The sequence below is a fragment of the Streptomyces luomodiensis genome, assembly GCF_031679605.1.
Classification (GTDB): Bacteria; Actinomycetota; Actinomycetes; order Streptomycetales; family Streptomycetaceae; genus Streptomyces; species Streptomyces luomodiensis.
Genome location: NZ_CP117522.1, coordinates 2,410,798 through 2,434,413 on the forward strand (window position 1 = coordinate 2,410,798; position 23,616 = coordinate 2,434,413).

Here is a 23,616-nt window from a genome sequence, read left to right on the forward strand (position 1 = left end):
GGGAGCGCGCGATGGGCGACGGCACGGGGATCGAGCAGGCGCGTAAGACGGCCCAAGGGCTGGTCTACGCCTCCGGATTCGGCAATGAGCACAGCAGCGAGGCCGTGCCCGGCGCACTGCCCATCGGCCGCAACTCCCCCCAGCGCGCACCGCTCGGGCTCTACGCGGAGCAGCTGAGCGGCACCGCCTTCACCGAGCCGCGCGCCGCCAACCGGCGCTCCTGGCTGTACCGCATCCGGCCCTCCGCCGCGCATCCGCCGTTCACCCGGATCGACAATGGCGCGCTGCGCGGCGCGCCCTTCACCGAGACCGCGCCCGACCCCAACCGGCTGCGCTGGGATCCGCTGCCGGAGCCGCCGGAGGGCACCGACTTCCTCACCGGGCTGTGGACGCTGGGCGGCAACGGCGACGCCACCCAGCGCGCCGGCATGGCCATCCACCTCTACGCGGCCAACGCGCCGATGACCGACCGGGTGTTCAGCGACGCGGACGGCGAGCTGCTGATCGTTCCCGAGCGGGGCGGGCTGCTGCTGCGCACCGAGTTCGGTCTGCTGCGGGCCGAGCCGGGGCATGTGGCGCTGATCCCGCGCGGGGTGCGGTTCCGGGTGGAGCCGCTCGCCCCTTCCGTGCGCGGCTATGTGTGCGAGAACTACGGCCGCCCCTTCACCCTCCCCGACCTCGGCCCGATCGGCGCCAACGGGCTGGCGAACGCCCGGGACTTCCTGGCCCCGGTCGCGGCGTACGAGGACGTGGAGCGCCCGGTGGAGGTGATCAACAAGTTCTGCGGCAATCTGTGGGCCGCGACGTACGACCACTCGCCGCTGGATGTGGTCGCCTGGCACGGCAACCATGTGCCGTACGTGTACGACCTGCGCCGTTTCAATGTGCTGGGCACCATCAGCTATGACCACCCGGACCCGTCCATCTTCACGGTGCTCACCTCGCCCTCCGACACCCCGGGGCTCGCGGGCGTGGACTTCGTGGTCTTCGCCCCGCGCTGGCTGGTCGGCGAGGACACCTTCCGGCCGCCGTACTTCCACCGCAATGTGATGAGCGAGTACATGGGGCTGATCGAAGGCGCGTACGACGCGAAGACCGGGGGCGCCGGGGGCTTCGTACCGGGCGGGGGCTCGCTGCACAACATGATGTCCGCGCACGGCCCCGACCACGAGACCTTTCTGCGGGCGAGCGCGGCCGAGCTGGCGCCGCACAAGGTGGACGACGGGCTGGCCTTCATGTTCGAGACCCGCTGGCCGGTCACGGCCACCCGGCAGGCGCTGGAGGCGGACCACCTCCAGGGGCGCTATGACGACGTATGGCAGGGTCTGGAGCGTCATTTCCGCCCTTGAAACGCCACGTGAACGACCCCGCGCGGCGGTTGCCGTACGACCGCCCCGCGCGGCGGTTGACGTACGACGCCCCGTACGACCGCCCCGCGCGGACCGCGGCCGTACGACCGACCGTACGACCGCTCCGCGCGGCCGCTGCCGTGACACGTGGCTCGTGACTCCTGACTCATGACCGGAGACCGCGTGACCGCCTTCGCCCCCGACTCCCTCACCCTCAACCGCAAGCTGCCGCTGTGGTACCAGGTCTCGCAGTCGCTGCGGGCCTCCATACTCGGCCGGCGCCCGCACGACCCGCTGCGGCTGCCGACCGAGGACCAGCTCGCCGAGCACTACGGCGTCAGCGTGCTCACCATGCGGCAGGCGCTCAAGGAACTGGAGGCCGAGGGGCTGATCAGCCGCCACCGCCGTCGCGGCACCTTCATCGAACCGAGTGCGCGGCGCGGCGCGCCGGTACGGCTGCTGGGGTCGGTGGACGCGATCGTGGCCCAGCAGTCGGGCGAGCGGACGACGGTGCTGGAACACGGCTCGGCGCCGGTTCCGGCGGAACTCGCGGAGTACTTCCCCGGCCTGGACGAGGCGACCGTCTACCGCCGGCTGCGCCGGGACGGCAGCGGCGGCGAACCCACCAACTGGGCGGAGAACCTGGTCCGCCCCGAGCTGGCCGACCGCATCGACCTCGCGGACCTCGCGCGCTGGCCGATGACGAAGGTACTGCGGGACGTGGTGGGGGTACGGATCAGCCGGATCACGGACACGGTGGAGGCCCGGCTGGCCGACCCCGAGACCTCCCGCCTGCTCCAGGTCCCGCTGCTCAGCCCGATCCTGTACTACACGGGGGTGACCTACGACGAGAGCGGCCGCGTGGTGGACGTGGCCCGCATCCACTACCGGGGCGACCGGTTCTCGTTCTCGGTAACCGTAGAGGCCGACTGACCCGCCCCCACGGAGCGGCCACGCCGCGACGGCCCGCCGCAGCGGCGGGAAGCCAGACCCAGCATGGCGAGACGGCCCGCCGTCCACACCGGGCGGCCCCCTCGCACCGCGCGGGCGGCGCACGGCCGACGGCGGCAGCCGGACAGGCCGAACACGCGATCACCGTCGAGGCCGATCGGCGCCCTTCGCAGCACCCGCCGCCCCTCCCCCGGCCCGCGGCCACTCGGCCGCGCCGGGCCGCGCCGCCACACGCCCCGCCGTCGCCGTCGCGGCGGGACACGGACACCGGTGTGCGGGTGCCGCCGGCCCGACCGGCGACCGGCATGGTGACGGCGGGCACGTGGCCTTGGGGGTGGGGGCCGCATCGATACCATGCCGGGCGTGGGAGAACGTGAGGCGCCGCTGCTGGGGGACCTGATGCCGTGGGCCGTGGGGCCGCTGCGGCTCGGGCGGGCCTGGGTCATGGGGCCGGACGCGGTCTCGCTCAGAGCGCGCTGGGAGCGGCTGACGGGGGCCGAGGACGAGGCCGGGCGGACCGCGCTGTTCCGGCCGACCCGCGCCCGTACGCTGCACAGCTCCGTACCGCAGCTGCCCGGCCAGGCCACCTCCACCGCCCGGCTGGCGCGGGCGGACGGACCGTGCCCGCAGCCGGTGCGGATCGCGCACGGGCCGTTCGACCAGCAGTGGCTGATACCGGATCACCGGCTGATCGACGCCGCCCGCCCCGAGCTGTGGCGGGTGGCCGACGACCGGCAGATCCATGTGGTCGAGGCCGCCGGGCCGGACCCGGACCCGGTGCTCAGCTTCTCGGCGCTGCTGCCGGACGGCCACTCCCCCGCGGGCCGCCCCGGCCGTATCCGTCCGCTCTACCGCCGCCCCGGCGGGCAGGAGCCCAATCTCGCTCCCGGGCTGCTCGCATACCTCACCACCCGGCTCGGCCGCGCGGTGAGCGCCGAGGACTTCCTGGCGTGGACCGCCGCCGTGGCGCGCGGCGCCCCGTGCGCCGTGCCGCTGACCGCCGACCCCGGGGTGTGGGAGTCGGGCGTGGAGCTGGGCCGCCGTGTGCTGTGGCTCCACACGCGCGGGGCGCACAGTGGTGAACGCCCGCGCATGCCGGGTGGCCGACGCCCCTACGTCCGTGCCGCGCTTCCGGCGAACGGGCTGCCGGACTCCCTGGACTACGACCCGGACGAGGAGGCCCTGCTGCTGGGTGAGGGGCGGATCTCGCCGGTGCCACGGGTCGCGTGGGAGTTCCGGGCGGGCGGGGTGCGCGTACTGGAGACGTGGTTCGAGCGGCGCACCGCCCCGCAGGAGCCGGGCACGCTGGAGGCGGTCGGCCCGGCGGGCTGGCCGCCCGCGTGGACCTCGGAGCTGCTGGAGCTGATCACCGTGCTGGCGCTGCTCGCCGAGCTGCGCCCGGAGCTGCGGGCCGCCGCCGACCGGCTGGCGGACGGCCCCCTGATCGAGGCGGCGGAGCTACGGGAGGCGGGGTTGCTGCCGGTGCCCGGCACGGCGCGGCGCCCCGCGTCCGTACTGGACCATCACGAGGAGGGCCCGGAGGGTCAGTTCGCCCTTCTGTGAACGGACCCGCCCCGCTTCCACGAGGGGTACGGCCGCCGCCGCGAAGAGTACGGCCGCACCCACGCGGGGTACGGCCGAACGGACCTCTCGTCGGCATCCCGCAGCGACAGCGGTATGGGGTGGATCACAGCACGGAACTCACCGGCTGGAGCGAACCGGATGACCCCGTGCCTGCCCGGGATGACGAACGAAGACGCCTACGGGCCGGCCGGGTCAGCCGTGGTTGCCGAACAGCGAACGACGCAGCCGGCGCAGTGGCGCGAACAGCGACACCCGCGCACCCCGGCTGTTCTTCGCGCGCGTGTGATCGTGCGCGATCAGCTCCTGCATCAGCACCGCGGCGCTCTCCGCCTCCCGCTGGGGGACGGCAGGGCCGCCCAGCACCGCGAGATGGCGGTCGAGGCGCGCGCTGGACGCACCGCTTCCGCATTTGATCGCAGGCACTCGTGGCCTGCTCCGTACCGTTATCTGCTCCATGACACTCCCCACCCGTACGAGGGCACCCGCCCCGGGCAGAGTAACCCTACCTCCCCGAGCCGTCACCCACGCATCCCAGGTTCCGGATTCACCACCACGTCAAGGGTGTTGACAATACCTTTCGCGCGCAAACAAATTCTCGGCCCACCGCTCCATCCGTCCATCTGTCTACCCATCGCACCCCTTCACCAGGCTCGAACACGCCTGCGAGGAGACCCCGGCGGCCGGGGCCTCCTCCGTGCGGTGGTGGCGTGGCGCGATCAGGCGGCCGAACTGAAGACCGGGAGGTAGCCACCGGACTGACCGGCGGCGGTGGGGTGGTAGGACTCGTCGATGGGGATGGTGACGCTGTTCAGCCAAGCGCTGCCGGAGCAGATCTCATGCCCGGTGAAGGTCGTGGTGACGTCGCCGAAGCTGAAGCCGTGGTCGGCGGCACGCTTGGCGGTGACGGAGTTGAGCACGTCGGCGCCGCTGTTGATCGCGGCGCGCTCGGTCTCGCTGAGACCCAGTACGCAGGAGCCGCTCAGCTTGTAGAAGCGCGGGTAGCCGAGGACGACGACATGGGCGGACGGGGCCTTGGCGCGGATGGCGTCGTAGACCTGGTCCAGCTTGGCGGGCAGGGTGTTCTGGACGAACGTCTTGGCGCTGTTGACCGCGTTGACGCAGGTGGACTCGGACTGGAGCACACAGGTGGTCATGATGTCGGCGAAGCCGGCGTCATTGCCGCCGATGGAGATGGAGACGAGACCGGTGCCGGAGTTCAGCGGACCGAGCTGATTGTTCAGCACATCGCCGGTCTTGGCACCGGAGCAGGCGGTGAAGGCGAAGCTGGAGGGGGCGTGCGCGGCGGCCCAGAGCGCGGGGTACGCCTTGGTGCTGCGCTTACAGCTGCCGCTGGCGCTGTCGTAGCTGCCCGCGCCGACGCCGGATGAGTAGGAGTCACCCAGCGCCACATAGGCGGGGCCCGCGCTGTTCTCGTGGGCATGGGCGGCGCCGGCCCCGGTGAGGGCGAGGACGGCACCGACGACGAACGAAGCCATCGTCGCCGTGAGTCTGGACAGTTTCATTCGATCTCCCTAGCAGGATCACTGCTGTGCCGATATGAGGCGCGATGACCCGAAAAGGTGTCATCGCGTTCGTTCGAAACCGTCAGTCACGCCGCACGGGAGCGTTTCAGCGGAGTGACATGGCTATGTCATCCCGCTCAAACGGCCTATCTATGCGAGTAGTTGGCAAAAATCTTTCGATACGCGGCCGATACCGCCACAGGGCGGCCAGTATCCGGACGAGTCACTCCGCGGGATGTGTGAACGCCCCCATTCCGGTGGGGTCCGTGGAACAGCTCGGTAAACGGCCGCAAACCCTGGTGCGTCCTCGCCCCCGGTCCTGGATCATGGGGGCGGGTGCGCTGACCGACGCACCGGCCCCCCCGTTCTCAGGAGGCAGACCCTGCCTACGACACCCGCCGAAAAGTCCCTTCCGATCCGGCTGAACGTCGATGACAGCGATTCGCCGTCGGATGTCGTCGACGCGCTCTTCCTGGGGCGCTTCGCGACCGGTGAGCAGCCGTACGCCCGCAGCCACTCCGTCGACCGGGTGAAGTCGGGCGCCACGCTGCTGCCGCCGTCCGCGACCGTGCTGCGGGCGGCCCGCGACGACGACCGCAGCGCGACACTCGCCGAGGGCGACGGCTGGACCCTGCTGATCTCCCGGTGGAACCGGGGCGCGGATGTGACCGTGACCGCCGTCGACGACGCGCTGGCCGAGAAGGTGCTGCGGCAGGCGGTCGACGGCGCGGAGGACGAACCCGAGCCGCAGCCGGAGAACGTCTCGATGGGCTTCTGGTACGTCTCGCCGCGGCGCGGACCGCACCGCACCACACGGCAGATCTCGGCCGGGACCTGGGAGGAGATCCGCGGCAACTACACGGCGCCGGTCGCCGAGGCCATGGACGGGCTGATGAAGGTCACCCCCGACGACATCGCCGGCCGGCTCCTGCTGCTGCACGGCCCGCCCGGCACCGGCAAGACCTCGGCGCTGCGCACCCTGGCCCGGTCCTGGCGGGACTGGTGCCAGGTGGACTGCGTCCTGGACCCGGAGCGGCTGTTCACGGACGTCGGCTATCTGATGGACATCGCGATCGGCGAGGACGACGGCACCGCCAAGGGGCGCTGGCGGCTGCTGCTCCTGGAGGACTGCGACGAGCTGATCCGCGGCGAGGCCAAGCACACCGCCGGGCAGGCGCTGTCCCGGCTGCTGAACCTGACGGACGGTCTGCTCGGCCAGGGGCGCAATGTGCTGGTCGGGGTGACCACCAACGAGGACCTGGAGCGGCTGCATCCGGCGGTCGTCCGCCCCGGCCGGTGCCTGGCCCGGATCGAGGTGGGCAAGCTGACGCGGGCGGAGGCGGTCAACTGGCTGGGGACGGAGACCGACGACCGGGAGGGCGTCGTCGGACGGGACGGGGCGACGCTCGCGGAGCTGTACGCGCTGCGCCGCGGCACCCGGCCCGCCTCGGTGCCGTCACAGTCGGGGGACGCGGACGCGGGGCTGTACCTGTGAGACGGGCGGGCCGGTGAGACAGGCAGGCTGGTGAGACGCGCGGGCGATGAGACGGGCTCACCGGCGGGCCCGTCTCAGCCGTACAGCTCCCGCAGCCGTACGGACAGGCAGGTCACACAGCCCTCCATCTTCTCGAACTCGCTGATGTCCACCGGCACCGGCTCATAGCCGAGGTCGGCGAACAGCTCGGCCGTGCGCGGCGCGCTCCGCGCCATCAGCAGCTTGCCGCCGCCGAGCAGCACCACATGGGCGCCGGACTCCTCGGGCACGGGAAGGAAGCGCGGAAACGCCTCCGGGTCGTCGACCAGCGGCGGATAGCCGATGACGGTGCCGTCCGGCAGCGCGGTCACCGCCGACTTGAGGTGCAGCACCTTGCTGACCGGTACGGCCACCACCCGCGCGCCCAGCGGCTCCAGCGCGGCGCGCAGCTGGCGTACGCCGTCGCCGTTGGTACGCCCGCCGCGGCCCACGTAGAGGGTGTCGCCGATCTTCAGCACGTCCCCGCCGTCCAGCGTCCCCGGCTCGCGGATGCGGTTCAGCGAGCAGCCGAGTCCGGTCACGGCCTCCTCCGCCGTCACGGTCTCGGGCCGGCGGGAGTCGGCGCCGGGGCGGGCGATCACCGCGACGTTCCGGTGGACGACCATGGTGTCCTCGACGAACACCCCGTCCGGGCAGTCGTCCAGCGGCGGCAGCTCCACCGTCTCCCAGCCGTGCGCACGCAGCGCCACGACGTAGACCTCCCACTGCCGCAGCGCCAGCGCGGCGTCGACCGGTGTGCGGTCGATATGGGTGACGAGCCCGTCGGCGAGGCGGGGGCTGGGGCGTCGGACGAGGGCTTTACGGCTGGTCATGGCTCCAGGATGACAGGCTCAGGCGCCGTCCTGGTCACCGTAGGCGGCCCGCACGGCGTCCTCGACGGCGGCGAGCGCGGCCGCGCGGTCCAGGCCCAGGCGCCGCGCCCGCTGGGCGTACGTCCGGGCGGCTTCGGCGGCCTGGCGCCGGGCCGCGTCGCCCGCCGCCGCGATGAAGGAGCCGTGGCGGCCGCGGGTCTCGATCACACCGTCCGCCTCCAGCGCCCGGTACGCCTTGGCGACGGTGTTGGCCGCCAGCCCCAGCTCCTCGGCGAAGCCGCGTACGGTGGGGAGTTTGTAGCCCACGGGGAGCGCGCCGGAGCGGGCCCGCTCGGCGATCTGCGCGCGGATCTGCTCGAAGGGGGCGGCCGCCGCGTCCGGGGCGACGGTGATCTGCAAGGCCACGTGGGGCTCCTGGGGCGTGCGTACGGTGTGGTGGTGTGTGGCCCCCATTGTCGGCCACGCCGAGGGACCGCGCACCGCCGGTGATCCGGCGCATGAGCCAGCGGCGAGCTTGCGCATGAGACACGGGTGGTCCGGCGTATGAGCCACGGGTGGTCCGGCGCATACGCGGCGGGTGGTCCGGCGTATGAGCCGCCGGGGGCCCGGCGTATGCGCCGCGGGTGCTCCGGTCCACGTACCGTCGGTGATCTAGCCCACGAGCAGGGCGAATTGGGAGGCGGGCGGGGCTGACAGGCCGTAGCCTGCGAAACCATGACCCTGACTGTGCGCGATTTCCGTGCCGCCGACGCGGAGTCCGTCGCGGCAGCGCGTCGCTCCGCCTTCCCCTATCTGGTGACCACGCCGCGGACGGTGGTCTGGGCGGTGGAGAGCGCGCCCGTGGCACGGCACTACCGGCTGCTGGTCGCCGAGGCCGACGGGGAGGTGGTGGGCGCGTCCGAGGTGGGCGTCTTCCACGACAGCGACGAGCCCGGCCTGGCCTTCGCCAATACGACGGTGAGCGCGCGGGCGCGCGGCCGGGGCGCCGGCTCGGCACTGGTGACCGCCGCCGAGGAGTACCTGGCCGGGCTGGGCACCGCGAAGGTCTTCGCCTGGACGCTGGACGAGCCGGGCGCGGTGACGTTCGCCGAACGCCGTGGCTACCGCCGTGGCCGCGCCTCCCGTGTCCAGCGGCTGGACCTGACGGCGGCCGCGCTGCCGCCGCTGAACGCGGGCGGCCTGCCGGACGGCGTGGAGCTGCGCACGGCGGCGGACTTCGCGGACGATCCGCGCCCGCTGTACGAGGCGGACGTCGAGTGCACGCGGGACGAGCCGGGAGATGTGGCGACGACCCGGCCCCCGTACGCCGAGTGGCTGGCCGCCACCTGGGAACACCCGGCGCTCGACCGCGAGCTGACCTCGGTGGCCGTGGTGGACGGCGCCGTGGCGTCCTACAGCGTCGCCCACACCGACGGCCGGGGCCGCTACTGGTCCGGCATGACCGGCACCCTCCGCGCCTTCCGTGGCCGCGGCCTGGCCAAGCTCGCCAAGAACGACTCCCTGCACCGCGCCCGGTCGGCGGGCTGCCGGGAGGCGTTCACCGGCAACGACGGCGACAACGAGCCGATGCTGGCGATCAACAAGTGGTTCGGCTACGAACCGGCGCACATGGAGTGGCGCTACGTGCGGGAGCTGTCGGCATAACGCCGCAGGCCCGCCTCTCTCCTGTCAACCCCCGCTGAACTGTCAACCCCCACTGACCAAGGGACATCGATGTCTGCCATGACCCCATCCGTCCACCCGCCCAGACGCACTCTGCTCGGCACCCTCCTGGCCGTCGCCCTCACGACGGCGGTACCCCTCCTCCCGAGCGGCACGGCCTGGGCGAACGACAGCGCCTCCGCCGACCCGCTCAAGGTGATGGTCGTCGGCGACTCGATGACCCAGGGCCACGAGGGCGACTACACCTGGCGCTACCGCCTGTGGCAGTGGTTCCACGAGCAGCACGTGGCCGTGGACTTCGTCGGCCCCTACACCGGTACGACGTCACCCGACGCACCGGCCGCTCCCCAGCCGCCCCGGCTCCAGGGCGAGCCGGAGCCCGCCCCGGCCCCGCCCAGGACCGACGGCGGCTACGCCAAGGACGCGGAGGCGTTCGACAGCGACCACTTCGCGGTGTGGGGCCGCCAGGCCGCCCAGGACAAGGCGCTGATCAAGGAGCAGGTGGCGAAGTACCAGCCCGATCTGCTGCTGGTGGGCCTGGGCTTCAACGACATGGGCTGGTTCGTCAGCGACGCCCAGGGCACCCTGGAGAGCGTGAAGACGCTGGTCGACGAGGCCCGCGCCGCCAAGTCCGACGTCAAGTTCGCCCTGGCCAACGTGCCGCAGCGGGCGAAGATCGAGGGCCGGGACGACCTGATCGCCAACACCGACACCTACAACCGGCTGCTCGCCGAGGCGATCCCGGCCTGGCACACCGCCACGTCCCCCGTGAAGCTGGTCGACTGGCAGGGTGACTACGACTGCGCGCCCGAGAGTTGCCCCGCCGGCTATGACGGCCTGCACCCCAACGCCCTCGGCGAGTACCAGATAGCCCACGCCTTCGAGACCACCCTGCACACCGAGTACCACCTCGGCACCGACGTCCCGGACGTCCCCGGCACCGTCGCGCCCCGCCCCACCTCGACACCGGCCGACGTCAAGGCCACCTCGGCGGACAGCGGCATCGTCGTCACCTGGGACCCGGTCTACGGCGCCTTCGGCTACGACGTCCGCGCCCGGCTCGTCGGCTCCGCCGACTGGGGCGGCGAGCACCACGTCACCGCCAACCGCTACGACACCACCTGGACGACCGAGGGCCAGAGCTACGAGTACCAGATCCGCACCGACAGCGGCGGATCGGTGAAGTCGGAGTGGTCGGAGGTCGTCAGCGCGACCGCCCATCCGAAGACCGCCCCCGGCCCCGCCGACATCGTCACCCGTCCCACCGCCACCGGCGTCGACGTGTCCTGGAACCCCCCGACCGGCCCGTACACCGACACCATCGACCGCTACGAGGTCCTCACCTACGACCTCGACACCCCCGGCGCGTTCCCCGGCAGCGTCGGCACCCGGGACACGTCCATCCACGTGGACGGCCTGACGCCCGGCCACCGCTACGCGGTCTCCGTGGCCACCTGGAACGCGGCCGGCGGCGGTATCCCCAGCGGCGGCCCCCAGGTGGTCATCGGCGCGGACGCCGCGTCGGCGGCAAGCTGACCGTCCGACAGCGCGCTGTCGCGCGGTCACGGCACTAGCCCAGCGGCGTCAGGCGGTCGGGGCCCTTGGGGTCATAGGCGATGGCGTCGCCGGGCTCGTGCCAGTGGAGGGTGAAGCGGTGGCCCGCCCGGTAGGCCTCCAGGCCCGCGCGGCAGTACGCCACCATGTCGTCCGGCAGCGCGTCCAGCGGGAACCAGCCCAGCTCCGAGCACTTCTCCGGCTCCCGGTTGACCGGCTCCCGCCCGCCCTCCCCCGGATCTCCCAGCTCCGCCTCGAAGAACCACCCCGTACGGGGCGCCCCCGTCGGCGCCTTGTGCTGCATCACGAGGACGACCCGCACCTCGTCCGGGGTGAGGGTGAGGCCGATCTCCTCCGCCGTCTCGCGGAGGAGTGCGGCACGGACGTCCTCCCCGTCCTCGACATGGCCGGACGGGGCGTGCAACAGCCCGTCCGCGTAACCCGTGTTGGCGCGGCGGGCGAGGAGGACCTCGCCGCCGCGGCGCAGGATCAGATGGACGTCGACGATCTCGGTGTGGCGCCGGGCGGGCGCGAGGTCGGCCACCAGGACGTACCGCTCGTCGTGCACCACCCGCCCCCACAGCGCCGCGTCCGCCCCGAGCTGCTCGACCGACAGCCGCTCGGCCAACGGCCCGACCAGCCCGGACAGCTCGGCGGCGGACAGACCGACGGGGCCGGACCGCTCGGCGACGGACAGGCCCACCGAGTCGGACTCACCCCAGCGGCCCTCGATCAGCACCAGCCGCCCGCCCGGCCGCACCAGCCGCGCCCAACGGCCCAGCACCGCCCGCTGATCGGGCAGCAGCCACAGCAGATGCCGGACCAGCACCACATCGAAGTTCCGCTCCGGCACGGGCGGCTCCGCCGCGTCCCCGACGAGCACGGTGGCGCCCGTCCCCGCGAGCTTCTCCCGGGCCAGCCCGGCCATCCGGGACGAGCGGTCGACCCCCGTCACCCGGTGCCCCGCCTCGGCCGCGAGCAGGGCGAGGCTTCCGGTGCCGCACCCGAGGTCGAGCACATCGCCGGGCCGCTCGGGCAGCCACCCACGCAGCCGGGCGGCCCACGCCTCCCGGACGGCCGGGTCACGCAGTCCGTGGTCCGGCTCGTCGTCGAAGTCCGCGGCGGCGGCGTCCCAGTAGGCGGTGGTCGAGGTGTCGGCACACATACCGCGATGGTCGCACCCGCCACCGACAACGCCTCCCTTTCCCACCGTGGGGCGGCTTCTTACCGTGGGGCGGGCCGCAGCACGAGGGTGACGAAGCCGAGGGTTCCGCGGTAGCCGTTCAGCCACTGGGAGCGGTGTTCGGCGGCGGCCTTGTGCGCGTCCGCGGCGTCGGGTTCCATGCCGTGGTCCAGGGCCCAGCGGGACAGCGAGCCGGTCCACGACCACTCGTAGTCGTCCCACTCCCCGGCCGTGCTGACGTGACCGTAGACGGGCACCCAGCCGTCGGCGACGACACGGTCCACGGTGGTCGTGAGATCGGCGTAGTCGTCCCGGGTGGCGCCCAGCGCCGAGAGGGCGGCGGTATGGGGTTCGCGCTCCCAGAAGCCGTCGCCCACCAGGACATGGCCGCCCGGTGCGAGGAATTCGCGCGCCGCCGCGAGGGTGGGCAGCAGCCCGCCGAAGGCGTGTGCGGCGCCGACGCTCAGCACCACGTCGAAGCGGTGCGCCGAGGCGAACCCGGCGGCGTCCGTCTCATGGACGACCAGCCGGTCCGCGACCCCGGCTTCCTCCGCGTCCGCGCGTGCCAGGTCCAGGGCGGCGCCGTCGACGTCCACGCCCTCGGCGCGTATCGACGGGTAGCGGGCCAGCAGCCGCCGCAACCATGCGCCGCGTCCGCAGCCGAGGTCGAGGGCGCGGGCGTCGGCGCGGTCCGCCGCGTCCGCCATGGCCCGGTCCAGCAGCCGGCCCACCGACTCCTCCGCGAGCGGGGCGGCGATCGGGTGGTCGGCGTGCGCGAGGCGGGAGATCCGTTGACGGTCCATCCGCACAGCGTGGCAAGACCCGGCCCACCTCGCAGCGCATTTTCTTGGTCAGAACGATGCGTTGAACGTCTCGATCTCACAACGCGCCGCCCCGCCTTTGCCGATCCTGGCATCCGTGGTGATGAACGGCACGCCTAGGCTTTCAGCAAGCACAACGTACTGGGCGTCATAGGCGGACAGGTTGCTCGACAGGTCCTTGACTCGCTCCCACAGGATCAACGTTTCGTACCGGTCGATCGGCAGATCGCGATACGTCGCCACGGCCTTGCGGAGCTGCTTTTCGCTGAGCTTGGGCTCGCCGCCACGTCGCCCGCGCGCCAGGCCGAGCAACGCCGACATGACCTCGTAATCGAGCAGATGGGGTGCGGCGAGCCGATCCTCCTTCGCGACACGTTGACGCACCCCATGTCCCGTTGGACTCTCGTCCGCCAGGAAGAAGACGAGCGCGGAGCAGTCAATGACGATCAACGGTCCGCCCTTGCGTCGTGGATCGCGGCCAGCACATCCGATGCGCTCAAGCTGGCGCCGGCCTCGGCTTCGGCCCGAGCTGCGACCTCAGCGAGCGTGGGCCTAGAGGCTTCCCCGACGAGCACCTCCAGCGCATACGCCTGGAGCGACTTGCCAGCCCGTGCAGCGCGGGCCTTCAGCGTGGCGAGGGCGTCGTCCGGTACGTCGCGAATGGTCAGAGCAGTCATGCGCTGCATTTTAGCAGCAGCGCATGCATAATGCAGCTGCATCACAGGTCCGCACCGTCGCGGTGGCGCGGGCAGCGGCAGGGCGGGAACTGGCTCGACCGCAAGGGTGCGAGCTTGTCCTTGACCACGACGACCACCTTGGCGACTTCCTGCGTGACGACCGTGCCGTCGGGCGAGACGCGGTAGACGCGCATCGTCATCCGTGGAGGGGTGGGATCGATGTGTGGGAACACGTTGACCTGTCTTTCCGGTCGGCCAATTACGTTGAGTGCACACAGCGTTGCGCTCCGGCACGTAGGCTGGAAAGAGGCGATACGTCCCAGCCAAGATCGCGGGACGAAAGGGGATGGACCGATGACGTTCCAGCCACGCGAACTGTTTCCCGACCGCTCCGCACGCGACCTCTTCGGCGCGGAGATCCGCCGCCACCGCGAGAAGGCGGACATGTCGCTGCGGCGGCTGTCAGAGGTGCTGAACTACAGCAAATCGCACCTGGCCCGGATCGAGGCGGCGGAGTCCCTGCCGTACGACGACCTTCCGGCCAAGCTGGACGCGTGCTTTGGGACGGACGGCATGTTCGCGCGGATCTATGCGCTGGCGAAGAACGAGCCGTATCCGTCGAAGCTGCGCCGTGTGGTGGAAGTTGAGAAGCGCGCGGTCACCATCGAGCAATACACGTGCGCCACCATCCCTGGCCTGCTCCAGACTCCCGAACTCGCAAAGGCGTCGCTGCGCATCGGCAACCGGTTCGCACCCGACGCGGAGATCGAGGCGTGGACGAAGGCCCGCATTGCTCGACAGGCGCGGCTGGCCGGACCACGGCCACCGCACTGTTGGTTCATCGTGGACGAGGCGGCATTGCGCCGCGCGGCGGGCGGACCCGAGGTGATGCGCCGCCAGATGGGGTCCCTCCTTGAGCGCGGGACGCAGCCATACGTAACCATTCAGGTCCTGCCGTTCAGGGCGGGCCAGCACGTGGAGGCGGGCGGTTCCTTGCTGCTCTACACGCTGCCGAACGAACCACTGCTGGCCTACGAAGAAGGCAGCCGCTTCGGCACTTTCGTCGAGGACCCGGACCGAGTCGCGGAGCGTCGGAAGAACTACGATCTGCTCAGGGCCATGGCCCTCTCGCCCCTCGACTCCGAGGCGGTGATCCGAGCCGTGATGAAGGACTGGACCTCATGGGAACCGCCCCAGACCTGAGAACCGCTTCGTGGCACAAGAGCAGCTACAGCAGTAACGGGGGCGGCGAATGCGTGGAGGTCGCCGACAACCTCCCCGGCATCGTCCCCGTCCGCGACTCCAAGAATCCCGACGGGCCCGTCCTCATATTCCCGGACGACTCCTGGAGCACCTTCATAGCGACCCTGAAGAGTCCTCACCGCAGCAGCAGCTGAAGTCCGCCCAGCACCGTGGCCGCGATCACCAGTCGCTCGAAGAGCTTCTGGTTGATCCGGTCCACGCAGGCCTTACCGATGAACGCACCGGGCAGGACGAAGAGCGCCAGCAGCGCGTCCAGCAGCAAGGAGCGGGCGTCGATCAGGCCGAGGCCGACGCTGAAGGGCACCTTGGCCACGTTCACGATCAGGAAGAACCAGGCCGAGGTGCCCAGGAAACCCAGCTTCCGGAAGCCGGCGGAGAGCAGGTAGAGCGACATCACGGGGCCGCCCGCGTTGGCCACCATCGTCGTGAAACCGCCGAGGACACCGTACGAACCGGCCTTGAGCCGTGCGCCCGCCCCGTCCGTGTCCGGGACCGCCGGGACCGCCGGGGTCTCCGCGCGTGCCGCCGTGCGCCGTCGCCACAGCGTGACGCCCGCCATCAGCAGCAGGATCGCCCCGATCGACGTCCGTACCGCCGCATCCCCGGCCCACAGCAGGAACACCGTCCCCACCACGACCCCGGCCGCGACCGCCGGGAACAGCCGCCACAGGGTCCCCCAGTGGGCGTGCCGCCGATAGGTGCTCACGGCGAGCACGTCACCCACGATCAGCAGGGGCAGCAGCACACCGGTCGACTCCCGGGCCGGAAGCACCGCCGCGAAGATCGCGAGGCTGACGGTGTTGGCGCCGCTGACGGCGGTTTTCGAGAAGCCGACGAGTATGGCCGCCGCCGCGAGCGCGGCGAACTCCCAGAGGGTAACGGTGTACATGCCACGGAATGATGGCAGGCCGCCGCGCACCCGCCGCAGCCAGGGATCTCAGCGCACCCAGCCCATGAGCGGCTCGGTGTCGAGCGTGACGCCGACCGGCGCGGGCAGCGTGAGGGGCTTACCGAACGGCACGGTCTTGGTGCACTCGTAGCGGACGCCGTCGGGCTCGCTGAACACGGTGACCTCACCGGCCTCCCGGTCGACCAGCAGGTAGACCGGAATGCCCGTCTCGGCGTAGGCCCGTGGCTTCTCCACCCGATCCCTGCGGTCGGTGTCGGAGTCGTAGGAAGTGACCTCCACGACCATCAGGACGGAGTCGGCATCGGCCCACTCCCCCTGGCCGACGAACGCGTCACTGTGGGCCAGGGTCCCGTCGGGGCGCGCATGGCCATTGCGGTCCGTCTCGACTTTGAGGCCCTGGTCGTGAAGCCACAGTTCGGGATGGGCCTGGATGCAGATCCGCGCCAGCCACTGAATGATCCGCCCGTGATCGCCGTCCGGCACCGGCGTGACCCCGATCTTCCCGTTGATGAACTCCCACCGCACTCCCTCCGCCACGCGGGCCGCCAGCCGCGCGTACTCCTCGAACTCCTCCGGCAGCATCTGCGGACGATCATGGGTCGCGGTCATGACCGAGAGCCTCCTTCGGGTGCGGTGCGCTCTCAGCGTAGTCGTTCTCAGTGGCCACCACCTGTGAGACTGAGGTGCACGCATGGTGACAGGACGAACTTGGGACGGGCTGCCGGAGCTGGTGGACTGGCTCGAGGAGGAGTACGGGCCGATCGCCGAGGACGGAACTCCGCCTCGCGTACGAGACGGTGGAGCTGCCCGCCGACGACGATCAGCGCCTGGTGGTGCACATCCCCGCCGACGACGCCTCGGCCGCCGCCCTGGACCGGCTGACGGGCCGCCGCTCCGGCGCGCTGCGTGCGGTGTCCGGCTGAGGCCCGTCCGCCGGGCAGGTCATTCGTCCAGGTAGTGGAAGCCCGGCTGCGGATGCATCAGGAAGTCGTGGTGCGAGATGTTCCAGGCGTACGCACCGGCCATCGCGAAGGCGACGCGGTCCCCGGCCCGTAGCTCCGTGACCGGGACGCGGCGGGCCAGGACGTCCTTGGGGGTGCACAGCTGGCCGACCAGCGTGACCGGCTCCTCCCGTACGGCCGGGCGCGCCCAGGGCCGGGGCCAGGTGTCCACGGGGAGCACCTGGAAGGGCTGGTCGTGCTGTTTGGTGGCGGGGGTGCGCAGGTGGTGGGTGCCGCCGCGCAGCACCGCGAACGCCTCGCCCCCGCTGTGCTTGAGGTCCAGCACTTCGGTGACGTACCAGCCGCAGTGGACGGTCAGCGCCCGGCCGGGCTCGATCCGCAGGGTGAGGCCCGGGTGGCGCAGGGCGAGGTCCGCCATGCCCCTGCCGTAGGCGGCCCAGTCGAAGCGGCGGTCGGGGTGAGCGTAGTCCACCCCCATCCCGCCGCCGACGTTCACCTCGGTGAGCCCCAGGCCGTGGCGCTCGGACAGCTTCCGCGTCCAGTCGGCGATCACGGCGGCCACCGCGACCTGGGCGGGGGCGTCGAGGCCGCTGGCGAGATGGGCGTGGATGCCGCGCAGGCGGAGGGGGCCCGCGCGGGTGAACAGGGGCAGGCAGCGCTCTACGGCCTCCGGGTCGAGGCCGAAGGGGCTGGGGCGGCCGCCCATGGCGAGTGCCGCGCCGCCCAGCTCGTCACCGGGCACCGGGAGGTTGACGCGCAGCAGGATGTCCACGTCCCCGTCTCCCCCGTCCCCGGCCTCCGCGTTCCCCGCGTTCCCGTCTCCCCCGTCCCCGGGCCCCGCGTTCCCGAGCCCCGCGCCGCCGGGCCCCGCGTTCCCGAGCCCCGCGCCCCTGGCCCTCACGTCCCCGGCTCCCGCGTCCCCGGCCCTCACGTCCTCCGCCGCCCTGGCCAGCAGCCGCAGCTCCTGTTCGCTCTCCACATGGAACCGCTCCACGCCCAGCGTCAGCGCCCGGCGCAGCTCGCCCTCGGTCTTGCCCGGTCCGCCGAAGGCCAGCGGCATCCCGGGCACGGCCGCGCGGACATGCTCCACCTCACCGCCGGAGGCGACCTCGTAGCCGGTGACGTGGGGCGCGAGCGCCCGGAGGACGGGCGGGGCCGGATTGGCCTTCGCGGCGTAGTAGAGCTCCAGGCCCGGCGGCAGCGCGTCGCGTACGGCGCGTGCGTGCGCGCGGAGCGCGGCCAGGTCGTAGACGTAGGCGGGGAGGTCGTCGGCGGTCAGCGCCGTGGCGAGGGTGTGGACGGGGGTGGTGATCAACGGCTGCTCCCGGGGTGGATGGCATGGGCCGCCTCGGCCGCGTGGGTCGTCTCCGACACGTGGGTCGACTCCGACGCATGGGCCGACTCCGACGCATGGGTTGTCTCCGACACGTGCGCCGCCTCGGACAGCAGGGCGGAGGCGAGCGGGCTGGCGATCCGGACATAGCCCGCGTGGCGGTCGGCCTGACGGGCCCAGCGGGTGAGCAGGTTGGCCTTGGCGGGCAGCGGCACACCCGCCACGAGGGCGCGCAGCGCGGGCGGGTGATCGTGGGCCGCGGAGCGCTCGCACAGCACCCGGCGAACCGCCGACCACAGCGCGGGCTCCAGGCGCGGACAGCGGTCGGCGAGGGCGGCCACCATCTCGGCGACGTGGTTGACCAGCAGGCAGTACACCACCCGGTCCCAGCCGCGCTCCCGCTCGTATGTCAGCGGGCGGGCCACGGCCTCGGGCAGCGCCGCGAGCGCGGCGGTGTGCTGCTCGGGCACCAGCTTGGTGCCCTCCAGGTCACGGAAGAGGACCTGCCGGGGGGTGCCGTCGGCGGGGTCCACGCCGATCACGACGTTCTGGAGATGGGGTTCGAGCACCACGCCGTGGTCGAAGTAGGCGGCCAGCACGGGCGGTACGAGAAGGTCCAGATACGCCTGCCACCAGGCGGCGAGCCGGTCGGGACCGGCGTCGGGGAGGAGCCGGGAGAGCTGGGCGCCGCTGGTCGGGTACTCATCGGCGACGGCCGCCGCGAGCACCGCGGTCAGCCCCGGCCGCAGCCGGGCGGCCAGCCCCTCGCGGACGATCACCCCGAAGCCCTCGGTCAGCTGCTGCTCACCGCCGAGGTCAAGGCTCCGGTACGCGGGTTCGCGCAGCAGCTCGCAGCTGGGGAAGCGGGCGGCGAGGTCGGCGGCGACCGGTTCCAGCAGCCGGGTCAGGGCGACGGCGCCGGACAGCTCGTAGTCGGCGTTCTTGCGCAGGCAGTTGGTGATCCGCACGTTCAGGCTGAACTTGAGGAAGTCCCGGCCGTCGTACAGCGTCCGGACCGACGCGGTCGGCGCGAAGTCCCGGCCGCCGGGCCCGAGGTCCAGCACATCGCCACGGCCGATCGCCGCCCGCAGCAGACGGTGCTCGCTCAGCATGGCGTACTGCCAGGGGTGCGCGGGCAGCAGGCGGTAGCCCTCGGGGACCTGGCGCTGCCGGTCCAGCGCGGCGAGGGCACCGGGGCGCGCGGACTCCTCGCGGACGTATGCGTGGCGTACGGCGAGGTGGTGCAGCGGGAAGCGCGCCCCGGCCTCGGGGGCGAACCGCGACCAGGAGTCGGCGCTGCCGGTGCGGGCCTTGGGGGTGGGGTGGAAGCGGTGGCCGAAGAGCAGGGACTGCTCGGAGGCGAGATAGGCGAGATGGGCGCGCTGGGTGTCATGGGCGCTGTCGGCGGCGGGTGGGGTGTTTCGGTCCCGGTTCCGGTCCCGCTCCTCCATCGCCTCCAGGGCCGCCGTCATGCCCGCGTGGCTGGAGGTGACCTGGTCCAGGAACTCGTCGTTGTGCACACCCGTGCGCAGCTGGAGCTCCCGGTGGATGCGCTCGGCGAGTTCGCGCCAGGACATCTCGGTCCAGGTGCCGTCGCGCTGTTCGCTGACCGGCCCGGTGAAGCGGTGCGCCCCGATGAGGGAGGTGCGCCGCAGCCGGACGCGCAGCAGCGCCCCGCAGCGCGGCAGCCTCAGCCGGAGCCACCCGTCGGCCACGGCGGTCTGGTGCTCCGGCCCCGAGACCTCACGGAGCAGACAGTTGAGGAGGGTGTGGGCGGTCACGTGGTCGGCGGAGGCCACGGCCGCGGCGGGCGAGGAGGTCATGGGCATGAGGCGGCTCCAGCGGGGGCGGAGGAGGGTGCGGAGGAGGAGGGTGCGGAGGAGGAGGGTGCGGAGGAGGAGGGTGCGGAGGGAGGTGCGGGGTGGAGGGTGGGAGAGGTACGGGGAAGGTGGGCCGGTCGGGGCGCGCCGGTCATCTGCCGCTTCCCCGCAGCAGATAGTTGGGCCCGGTGACGTAGTGCTTGTTGATGTCCGCGGCGCCCGAGTGATCCTTGGTGAACAGGGTGCCGGCGGTGACCATCGCCTTGACCGGCAGCCGCGCCGCCTCCAGCACCCGCGCCCGCAGCAGGGCGGCGGACGTCCCGGGCCGGGTGGCGGCGAGCCGGTCGACGGCCTCGGTGAGCCGGTCGCGCAGCCGCCGCAACAGGGTGTCGAGCGGGGCCCGGCCGAGGCGGGCGAGTTCGAAGACGAGGGCGGCGGCGCACAGATGGACGGTGATGGTGGTGAACACGTCGGCCACCGGGCCGTCGCCGGGCGTCAGGATTCTGCGGTCGTCGAAGCCGCACAGGTCGGCGGCGGGTCCGCCGCCGATCACGGCGGCGAGCCGTACCGCGTGGACGCGGGGGCCGTCGTGGTCCTTGATGAGCAGCCGCAGCCGGGGCACCGCACACCCCTCCTCGAAGACCAGCGAGGTGTTCTGCTGGTGGGACTCCAGCGCGATGCCATACCCGAAGAGGGTGGTGTGGAAGTCGAACAGCAGCGTGAAGTAGTCGTCGAGCAGGGCGAGGACGTCACCGCCGTAGTGGCGCTCGGCGAGCCCGTCGATGACGAGCATGCCGTCCGGGGCGGGGGCGAGCAGCCCGGCCAGCGGCACGATCGTGGCGTTCTCCAGACCGGGCGGGTAGCGGCGCACGAGCGTGGCCAGCAGCTCGTGCCCGGCGTGCAGATGGGTGGTCTCGTCGGCGAGCAGCACGGTGGCGCGGAACCTCGGCTCGCGCTCGATCACGGCTTCCACGAGCCGCTGGGCCACTTCGCCGTCGGTGAGGGTGCCGGGTTTGATGGACCGCCGGTTGCGTTGCCCCAGCGTGGAGGTGGTGAGCGGCAGCTTGAGGTGGACGAGGGGGTCGTCGGCGACGGCCACGGTCCGCATGGAGAGGGTGGGCCGTACGTCCAGCAGACCACGGTCGGCGAGCCGGGCGGCGTCCTCCAGCCCGGCCGTGCGCAGCGCGGTCTCCAGCGGGCGGCCGACGGTGAGCGGATGCACCGGGAAGGCCAGCCATCCGTCGGCTGTCCCCTTCCCCGGCCCGAGACCGAGCCTCAGCTCGCCGGGTGTCGGCCACCAGACGGGCAGCCGTGCCGGGTCCCCGCTGACCGCCTCGCGGGGGAGGACGAGCCAGCGCAGCGGGAAGGTGGGGTGGAACTCGGGGGCGTGGGCGCGTAATTGGTCCTCGGTGAAGACGGCCCGGCCCCGGCTGGTCGGGTAGACCGGGTGGTCCCGGAAGGCGGCGAGCGTGTCATACGCCACCGCCCCGGACATCCCCGCCCACCGCTCACCGTGGCGCGCGGCCAGGTCGGCGACGACACCGGGCCGGACGCGGGTGTGCAGCCGCATGGCGTCGAGGGCCTGGTGGCATTCGGTGACGAAGACGTCGTACAGCGGGCGGTCGTCGACCGGAACGGCCGCCCGCAGCCGCCCGAGGACGGCGTCGAGGCCGGTGAGCGGTGCGGTACGGACGGGATGGTCGACGGGGCCGCCCACAGCCCCAGGCCCGGCGGCGGCGCCGAGGGCGCCGGGAGCGCCGGAACTGCCGGGGACGGCGGGAGCGCCGGGGACGGCGGAAGTGCCAGGGGCGCTGGGGACACAGGGGACGCCGAGCGACCCGGATTCACCCGAGACGCCGAGCGGCCCAAGCCCGGCCAGGGCGCTCGGCGCCCGGGGAACGCGGCCTCCGGGAGCGTGGTTCCCGGGCCCATCGGCCGGGCCGGGCCCGGCCGAGGTCGCGGCGCCCCCGGCGCCGCCCCCAACCGCACCACCCACAGTCGCGCCACTCGCACCCGCGCCCCCCACAGTCGCGTCTCGCGAGGGGGCGGGTACCAGTCGGGGCGGGCGGCGGGCGCGGATGGTGCACTGGAAGCCCTCGGGTTCCACCGGCAGCAGCACGCTCTCGCCCCCCTCCAGCGCGATGCGCAGCCAGTCGCCGTCGGCGCGCCGCACCGTGCGGGCGCGGCTGCGCAGCTTGTAGGCATCCTCTCGGAGGAACGTGTCGAGCACCCGTCCGAGAAGCTCCCGCTCCTCTTCCGCTGTTTCCGCTGTTTCCGCTGTCACACGATCTCCCATCGGTGGGCCGCGAGGAACTCCGCCACCGCCGCGTCGATCCGCCCCTGGTCGGTGCCGGTGGCCCGGAGCACGCCGAGGAAGTCGCGGTTGGTGCGGTGGAGCGGGTGTTCCTCGCCGATTCCGCGCAGCGGCCGGTAGTCCAGCCGTACGCCGTCGCGTTCGGTCACACTCGCCGGAGGGGCGGACGCGAGCCGTCCGGCGCGGTCGGCCATGACGTACTCCATGCGGACCCGGCCGTCGGTCCGTGCGCCGAGGTCGTCCGGCAGCGGCTCGCCCAGGTGCGTACGGAGGATGTACTCGAACAGGGGGATGTCGAGCAGCTCGGCGAGGACGAGGTCGCACTGGTCGCCTATGGCACGGTAGTTGACCTCTATGAGGCGGGCCCGGTCGCCCTGGACGACGTACTCGGTGTGGCACACGCCGAACCCGACACCGAGCGCGCGTAGTTGGGTCAGCACGTGGTCGGTGTGCGGCTGCGGGGGCGGGGCGGGCAGCAGGTGCAGCCGTTCCTCGATGAAGTGCGGGGGTGGCGACAGCTCGGTGCGGAAGGCGCCCAGGACATGCAGGGTGCGGCCGTCACCAAGGGTTTCCAGGGTGCGTAGTTCGCCCTCGAGGAACTCCTCGATCACCAGCGCGGCCCCGGGCCTCCGGGCGCGGATCTCCCGGCAGCGCCGGATCAGTTCGTCCGCGTCGGCGACGAGGACGACGTCCTCGCTGGCGACGCCCTCGCGTGGTTTGACCACACAGGGGTAGGGCGCGTCGAGTCCGGCGAGGGTGGCGGGGTCCTGCCCGGTGGCGAGTTCGGCGGACCAGACGGGGTCGGCGGCGTCCGGGCCGGCGGCGGCGAGGGCGCGGCGCAGTTCGGCCTTGTTCTTCGTGCGCAGCGCGGCGCGCCAGTCCTTGCCGGGGAGGCCGAAGTACGCGGCGGCGAGGGCGGCCTGGGTCTGGAGGTGGTCGCTGTTGGTGAAGACGGCGTGGGGACGGCCCTCGGCGGCGATACGGCTGATGACCTCGGCGAAGTCCCGTACCTCACAGGGGGCGACGTCAAGCGCGGGGAACGGGGCGCGCCGCCGTCCGTAGGCGCGTTCGTGGGCGTCGGGCTGGTCGGTGAGGAGGGTAACCGCCAGGCCGAGCCGGGCCGCCGCGGGGAGGAAGCCCTCGGTGACGGAGTCGGTGGGGTTGAGGGCGAGGAGGTGGAGCCGAGGGGGCCCCGAGGCAGGGGAGGAGGACGGCCGGGACGCCGCGTCGAGATCATTCTCGTTCACGGCCCGAGATTAGGTTAGGCATGCCTAATCCTGCTAATTCGACGGCCCGGTCCGCCCGTTTGGCCCTGATTAGCCGTCAACGATGGTCAATCTTCCGCGTCAACCCCCGGCGTCGAC

24 protein-coding genes are annotated in these 23,616 nt (G+C 72.5%); 9 read left to right on the forward strand and 15 right to left on the reverse strand.

Annotation, left to right across the window (positions count from 1 at the left end):
* Window positions 1–11 precede the first annotated feature (11 nt).
* The 3 genes from hmgA to PS467_RS10275 all read left to right on the forward strand — a co-directional run bounded on the left by hmgA (window position 12) and on the right by PS467_RS10275 (window position 3,863).
* Window positions 12–1,349, forward strand: a complete 1,338-nt coding sequence (gene hmgA / locus PS467_RS10265; RefSeq protein ID WP_311039806.1) for a homogentisate 1,2-dioxygenase — start codon at window positions 12–14, stop codon at window positions 1,347–1,349.
* A gap of 183 nt (window positions 1,350–1,532) precedes the next feature.
* Window positions 1,533–2,282: a GntR family transcriptional regulator gene (locus tag PS467_RS10270; RefSeq protein WP_311039807.1), complete on the forward strand. Its 750-nt coding sequence runs from the start codon at window positions 1,533–1,535 to the stop codon at window positions 2,280–2,282.
* A gap of 372 nt (window positions 2,283–2,654) precedes the next feature.
* On the forward strand, window positions 2,655–3,863 hold the full coding sequence (locus tag PS467_RS10275; RefSeq protein ID WP_311035008.1) for a type ISP restriction/modification enzyme: 1,209 nt from the start codon (window positions 2,655–2,657) through the stop codon (window positions 3,861–3,863).
* 213 nt (window positions 3,864–4,076) lie between these two features.
* Here PS467_RS10275 and PS467_RS10280 read toward each other — a convergent pair whose 3' ends face one another.
* Window positions 4,077–4,340: a hypothetical protein gene (locus PS467_RS10280; protein ID WP_268971135.1), complete on the reverse strand. Its 264-nt coding sequence runs from the start codon at window positions 4,338–4,340 to the stop codon at window positions 4,077–4,079.
* A gap of 260 nt (window positions 4,341–4,600) precedes the next feature.
* Entirely contained in the window at window positions 4,601–5,407 is an 807-nt protein-coding gene (locus PS467_RS10285; protein ID WP_311035009.1) for an SGNH/GDSL hydrolase family protein, read from the reverse strand.
* A gap of 382 nt (window positions 5,408–5,789) precedes the next feature.
* Between PS467_RS10285 and PS467_RS10290 the strand changes: the two genes are divergently transcribed.
* On the forward strand, window positions 5,790–6,902 hold the full coding sequence (locus PS467_RS10290) for a DUF5925 domain-containing protein (protein ID WP_311039808.1): 1,113 nt from the start codon (window positions 5,790–5,792) through the stop codon (window positions 6,900–6,902).
* A 74-nt stretch (window positions 6,903–6,976) separates the two neighbouring features.
* Here the strand turns inward: PS467_RS10290 and ddaH are convergent, their stop codons facing one another.
* Window positions 6,977–7,753 (reverse strand): dimethylargininase, encoded by a 777-nt coding sequence (gene ddaH, locus PS467_RS10295; protein WP_268971138.1) that lies wholly within the window; start codon window positions 7,751–7,753, stop codon window positions 6,977–6,979.
* A gap of 18 nt (window positions 7,754–7,771) precedes the next feature.
* Window positions 7,772–8,158 (reverse strand): GntR family transcriptional regulator, encoded by a 387-nt coding sequence (locus PS467_RS10300; protein ID WP_311035010.1) that lies wholly within the window; start codon window positions 8,156–8,158, stop codon window positions 7,772–7,774.
* Window positions 8,159–8,467: 309 nt separating this feature from the next.
* On the opposite strand from PS467_RS10300, the gene PS467_RS10305 reads away from it, so the two are divergent.
* Together PS467_RS10305 and PS467_RS10310 are read left to right on the forward strand one after the other, a co-directional pair.
* On the forward strand, window positions 8,468–9,397 hold the full coding sequence (locus PS467_RS10305) for a GNAT family N-acetyltransferase (RefSeq protein ID WP_311035011.1): 930 nt from the start codon (window positions 8,468–8,470) through the stop codon (window positions 9,395–9,397).
* 78 nt (window positions 9,398–9,475) lie between these two features.
* Window positions 9,476–10,951, forward strand: a complete 1,476-nt coding sequence (locus PS467_RS10310; protein ID WP_311035012.1) for an SGNH/GDSL hydrolase family protein — start codon at window positions 9,476–9,478, stop codon at window positions 10,949–10,951.
* Window positions 10,952–10,985: 34 nt separating this feature from the next.
* Here PS467_RS10310 and PS467_RS10315 read toward each other — a convergent pair whose 3' ends face one another.
* The 5 genes from PS467_RS10315 to PS467_RS10335 are packed head-to-tail and all read right to left on the reverse strand — an operon-like array spanning window position 10,986 to window position 13,850.
* Window positions 10,986–12,134: a methyltransferase domain-containing protein gene (locus PS467_RS10315; protein ID WP_311035013.1), complete on the reverse strand. Its 1,149-nt coding sequence runs from the start codon at window positions 12,132–12,134 to the stop codon at window positions 10,986–10,988.
* A gap of 59 nt (window positions 12,135–12,193) precedes the next feature.
* Window positions 12,194–12,955 (reverse strand): SAM-dependent methyltransferase, encoded by a 762-nt coding sequence (locus tag PS467_RS10320; protein ID WP_311035014.1) that lies wholly within the window; start codon window positions 12,953–12,955, stop codon window positions 12,194–12,196.
* Between the two features lie 48 nt (window positions 12,956–13,003).
* Window positions 13,004–13,423, reverse strand: coding sequence for a type II toxin-antitoxin system VapC family toxin (locus PS467_RS10325; protein WP_311035015.1), 420 nt, complete (start codon window positions 13,421–13,423; stop codon window positions 13,004–13,006).
* A complete protein-coding gene (locus tag PS467_RS10330; RefSeq protein WP_311035016.1) occupies window positions 13,420–13,650 on the reverse strand; it encodes a FitA-like ribbon-helix-helix domain-containing protein in 231 nt (76 codons plus the stop codon). Before PS467_RS10330 ends, PS467_RS10325 begins: the two co-directional genes overlap by 4 nt.
* 41 nt (window positions 13,651–13,691) lie before the next feature.
* Window positions 13,692–13,850: a hypothetical protein gene (locus PS467_RS10335; RefSeq protein WP_311035017.1), complete on the reverse strand. Its 159-nt coding sequence runs from the start codon at window positions 13,848–13,850 to the stop codon at window positions 13,692–13,694.
* 154 nt (window positions 13,851–14,004) lie between these two features.
* Between PS467_RS10335 and PS467_RS10340 the strand changes: the two genes are divergently transcribed.
* Entirely contained in the window at window positions 14,005–14,853 is an 849-nt protein-coding gene (locus PS467_RS10340) for a helix-turn-helix domain-containing protein (protein WP_311035018.1), read from the forward strand.
* On the forward strand, window positions 14,832–15,047 hold the full coding sequence (locus PS467_RS10345) for a DUF397 domain-containing protein (protein ID WP_311035019.1): 216 nt from the start codon (window positions 14,832–14,834) through the stop codon (window positions 15,045–15,047). The genes PS467_RS10340 and PS467_RS10345 overlap by 22 nt, the downstream gene beginning before the upstream one ends.
* On the opposite strand, the gene PS467_RS10350 is transcribed toward PS467_RS10345, so the two are convergent.
* Both PS467_RS10350 and PS467_RS10355 read right to left on the reverse strand, forming a co-directional pair.
* Window positions 15,029–15,802, reverse strand: coding sequence for a sulfite exporter TauE/SafE family protein (locus tag PS467_RS10350; protein WP_311035020.1), 774 nt, complete (start codon window positions 15,800–15,802; stop codon window positions 15,029–15,031). The genes PS467_RS10345 and PS467_RS10350 overlap by 19 nt on opposite strands.
* 48 nt (window positions 15,803–15,850) lie before the next feature.
* Window positions 15,851–16,432: a Uma2 family endonuclease gene (locus PS467_RS10355; RefSeq protein ID WP_311035021.1), complete on the reverse strand. Its 582-nt coding sequence runs from the start codon at window positions 16,430–16,432 to the stop codon at window positions 15,851–15,853.
* Window positions 16,433–16,620: 188 nt separating this feature from the next.
* On the opposite strand from PS467_RS10355, the gene PS467_RS10360 reads away from it, so the two are divergent.
* Window positions 16,621–16,746 carry a hypothetical protein gene (locus PS467_RS10360; RefSeq protein WP_438829324.1) on the forward strand — a complete coding sequence of 42 codons (126 nt, stop codon included), beginning with the start codon at window positions 16,621–16,623 and terminating at the stop codon, window positions 16,744–16,746.
* Between the two features lie 19 nt (window positions 16,747–16,765).
* On the opposite strand, the gene PS467_RS10365 is transcribed toward PS467_RS10360, so the two are convergent.
* From PS467_RS10365 to PS467_RS10380, 4 genes are all read right to left on the reverse strand, one after another.
* Window positions 16,766–18,100 carry a type III PLP-dependent enzyme gene (locus PS467_RS10365; RefSeq protein ID WP_311035022.1) on the reverse strand — a complete coding sequence of 445 codons (1,335 nt, stop codon included), beginning with the start codon at window positions 18,098–18,100 and terminating at the stop codon, window positions 16,766–16,768.
* The gene (locus tag PS467_RS10370; protein WP_311035023.1) at window positions 18,097–19,947 is read right to left on the reverse strand and encodes an IucA/IucC family protein; all 1,851 of its coding nucleotides are present in this window, start codon (window positions 19,945–19,947) and stop codon (window positions 18,097–18,099) included. The genes PS467_RS10365 and PS467_RS10370 overlap by 4 nt, the downstream gene beginning before the upstream one ends.
* 142 nt (window positions 19,948–20,089) lie before the next feature.
* Entirely contained in the window at window positions 20,090–22,222 is a 2,133-nt protein-coding gene (locus tag PS467_RS10375; protein WP_311035024.1) for an IucA/IucC family protein, read from the reverse strand.
* Window positions 22,219–23,499 (reverse strand): ATP-grasp domain-containing protein, encoded by a 1,281-nt coding sequence (locus tag PS467_RS10380; RefSeq protein ID WP_311035025.1) that lies wholly within the window; start codon window positions 23,497–23,499, stop codon window positions 22,219–22,221. The genes PS467_RS10375 and PS467_RS10380 overlap by 4 nt, the downstream gene beginning before the upstream one ends.
* Between the last annotated feature and the right edge of the window lie 117 nt (window positions 23,500–23,616).

Excerpts from the sequence above, each read along its gene's own strand:
- ddaH (WP_268971138.1), bottom strand. The coding sequence starts at position 7,753 with ATGACCAGCCGTAAAGCCCTCGTCCGACGCCCCAGCCCCCGCCTCGCC.
- PS467_RS10330 (WP_311035016.1), bottom strand. The coding sequence starts at position 13,650 with ATGACTGCTCTGACCATTCGCGACGTACCGGACGACGCCCTCGCCACG.
- PS467_RS10355 (WP_311035021.1), bottom strand. The coding sequence starts at position 16,432 with ATGACCGCGACCCATGATCGTCCGCAGATGCTGCCGGAGGAGTTCGAG.
- PS467_RS10320 (WP_311035014.1), bottom strand. The coding sequence starts at position 12,955 with ATGGACCGTCAACGGATCTCCCGCCTCGCGCACGCCGACCACCCGATC.
- PS467_RS10335 (WP_311035017.1), bottom strand. The coding sequence starts at position 13,850 with ATGACGATGCGCGTCTACCGCGTCTCGCCCGACGGCACGGTCGTCACG.
- PS467_RS10285 (WP_311035009.1), bottom strand. The coding sequence starts at position 5,407 with ATGAAACTGTCCAGACTCACGGCGACGATGGCTTCGTTCGTCGTCGGT.
- PS467_RS10305 (WP_311035011.1), top strand. The coding sequence starts at position 8,468 with ATGACCCTGACTGTGCGCGATTTCCGTGCCGCCGACGCGGAGTCCGTC.
- PS467_RS10310 (WP_311035012.1), top strand. The coding sequence starts at position 9,476 with ATGACCCCATCCGTCCACCCGCCCAGACGCACTCTGCTCGGCACCCTC.
- PS467_RS10280 (WP_268971135.1), bottom strand. The coding sequence starts at position 4,340 with ATGGAGCAGATAACGGTACGGAGCAGGCCACGAGTGCCTGCGATCAAA.
- PS467_RS10275 (WP_311035008.1), top strand. The coding sequence starts at position 2,655 with ATGCCGGGCGTGGGAGAACGTGAGGCGCCGCTGCTGGGGGACCTGATG.
- PS467_RS10315 (WP_311035013.1), bottom strand. The coding sequence starts at position 12,134 with ATGTGTGCCGACACCTCGACCACCGCCTACTGGGACGCCGCCGCCGCG.
- PS467_RS10350 (WP_311035020.1), bottom strand. The coding sequence starts at position 15,802 with ATGTACACCGTTACCCTCTGGGAGTTCGCCGCGCTCGCGGCGGCGGCC.
- PS467_RS10345 (WP_311035019.1), top strand. The coding sequence starts at position 14,832 with ATGGGAACCGCCCCAGACCTGAGAACCGCTTCGTGGCACAAGAGCAGC.
- hmgA (WP_311039806.1), top strand. The coding sequence starts at position 12 with ATGGGCGACGGCACGGGGATCGAGCAGGCGCGTAAGACGGCCCAAGGG.
- PS467_RS10370 (WP_311035023.1), bottom strand. The coding sequence starts at position 19,947 with ATGCCCATGACCTCCTCGCCCGCCGCGGCCGTGGCCTCCGCCGACCAC.
- PS467_RS10340 (WP_311035018.1), top strand. The coding sequence starts at position 14,005 with ATGACGTTCCAGCCACGCGAACTGTTTCCCGACCGCTCCGCACGCGAC.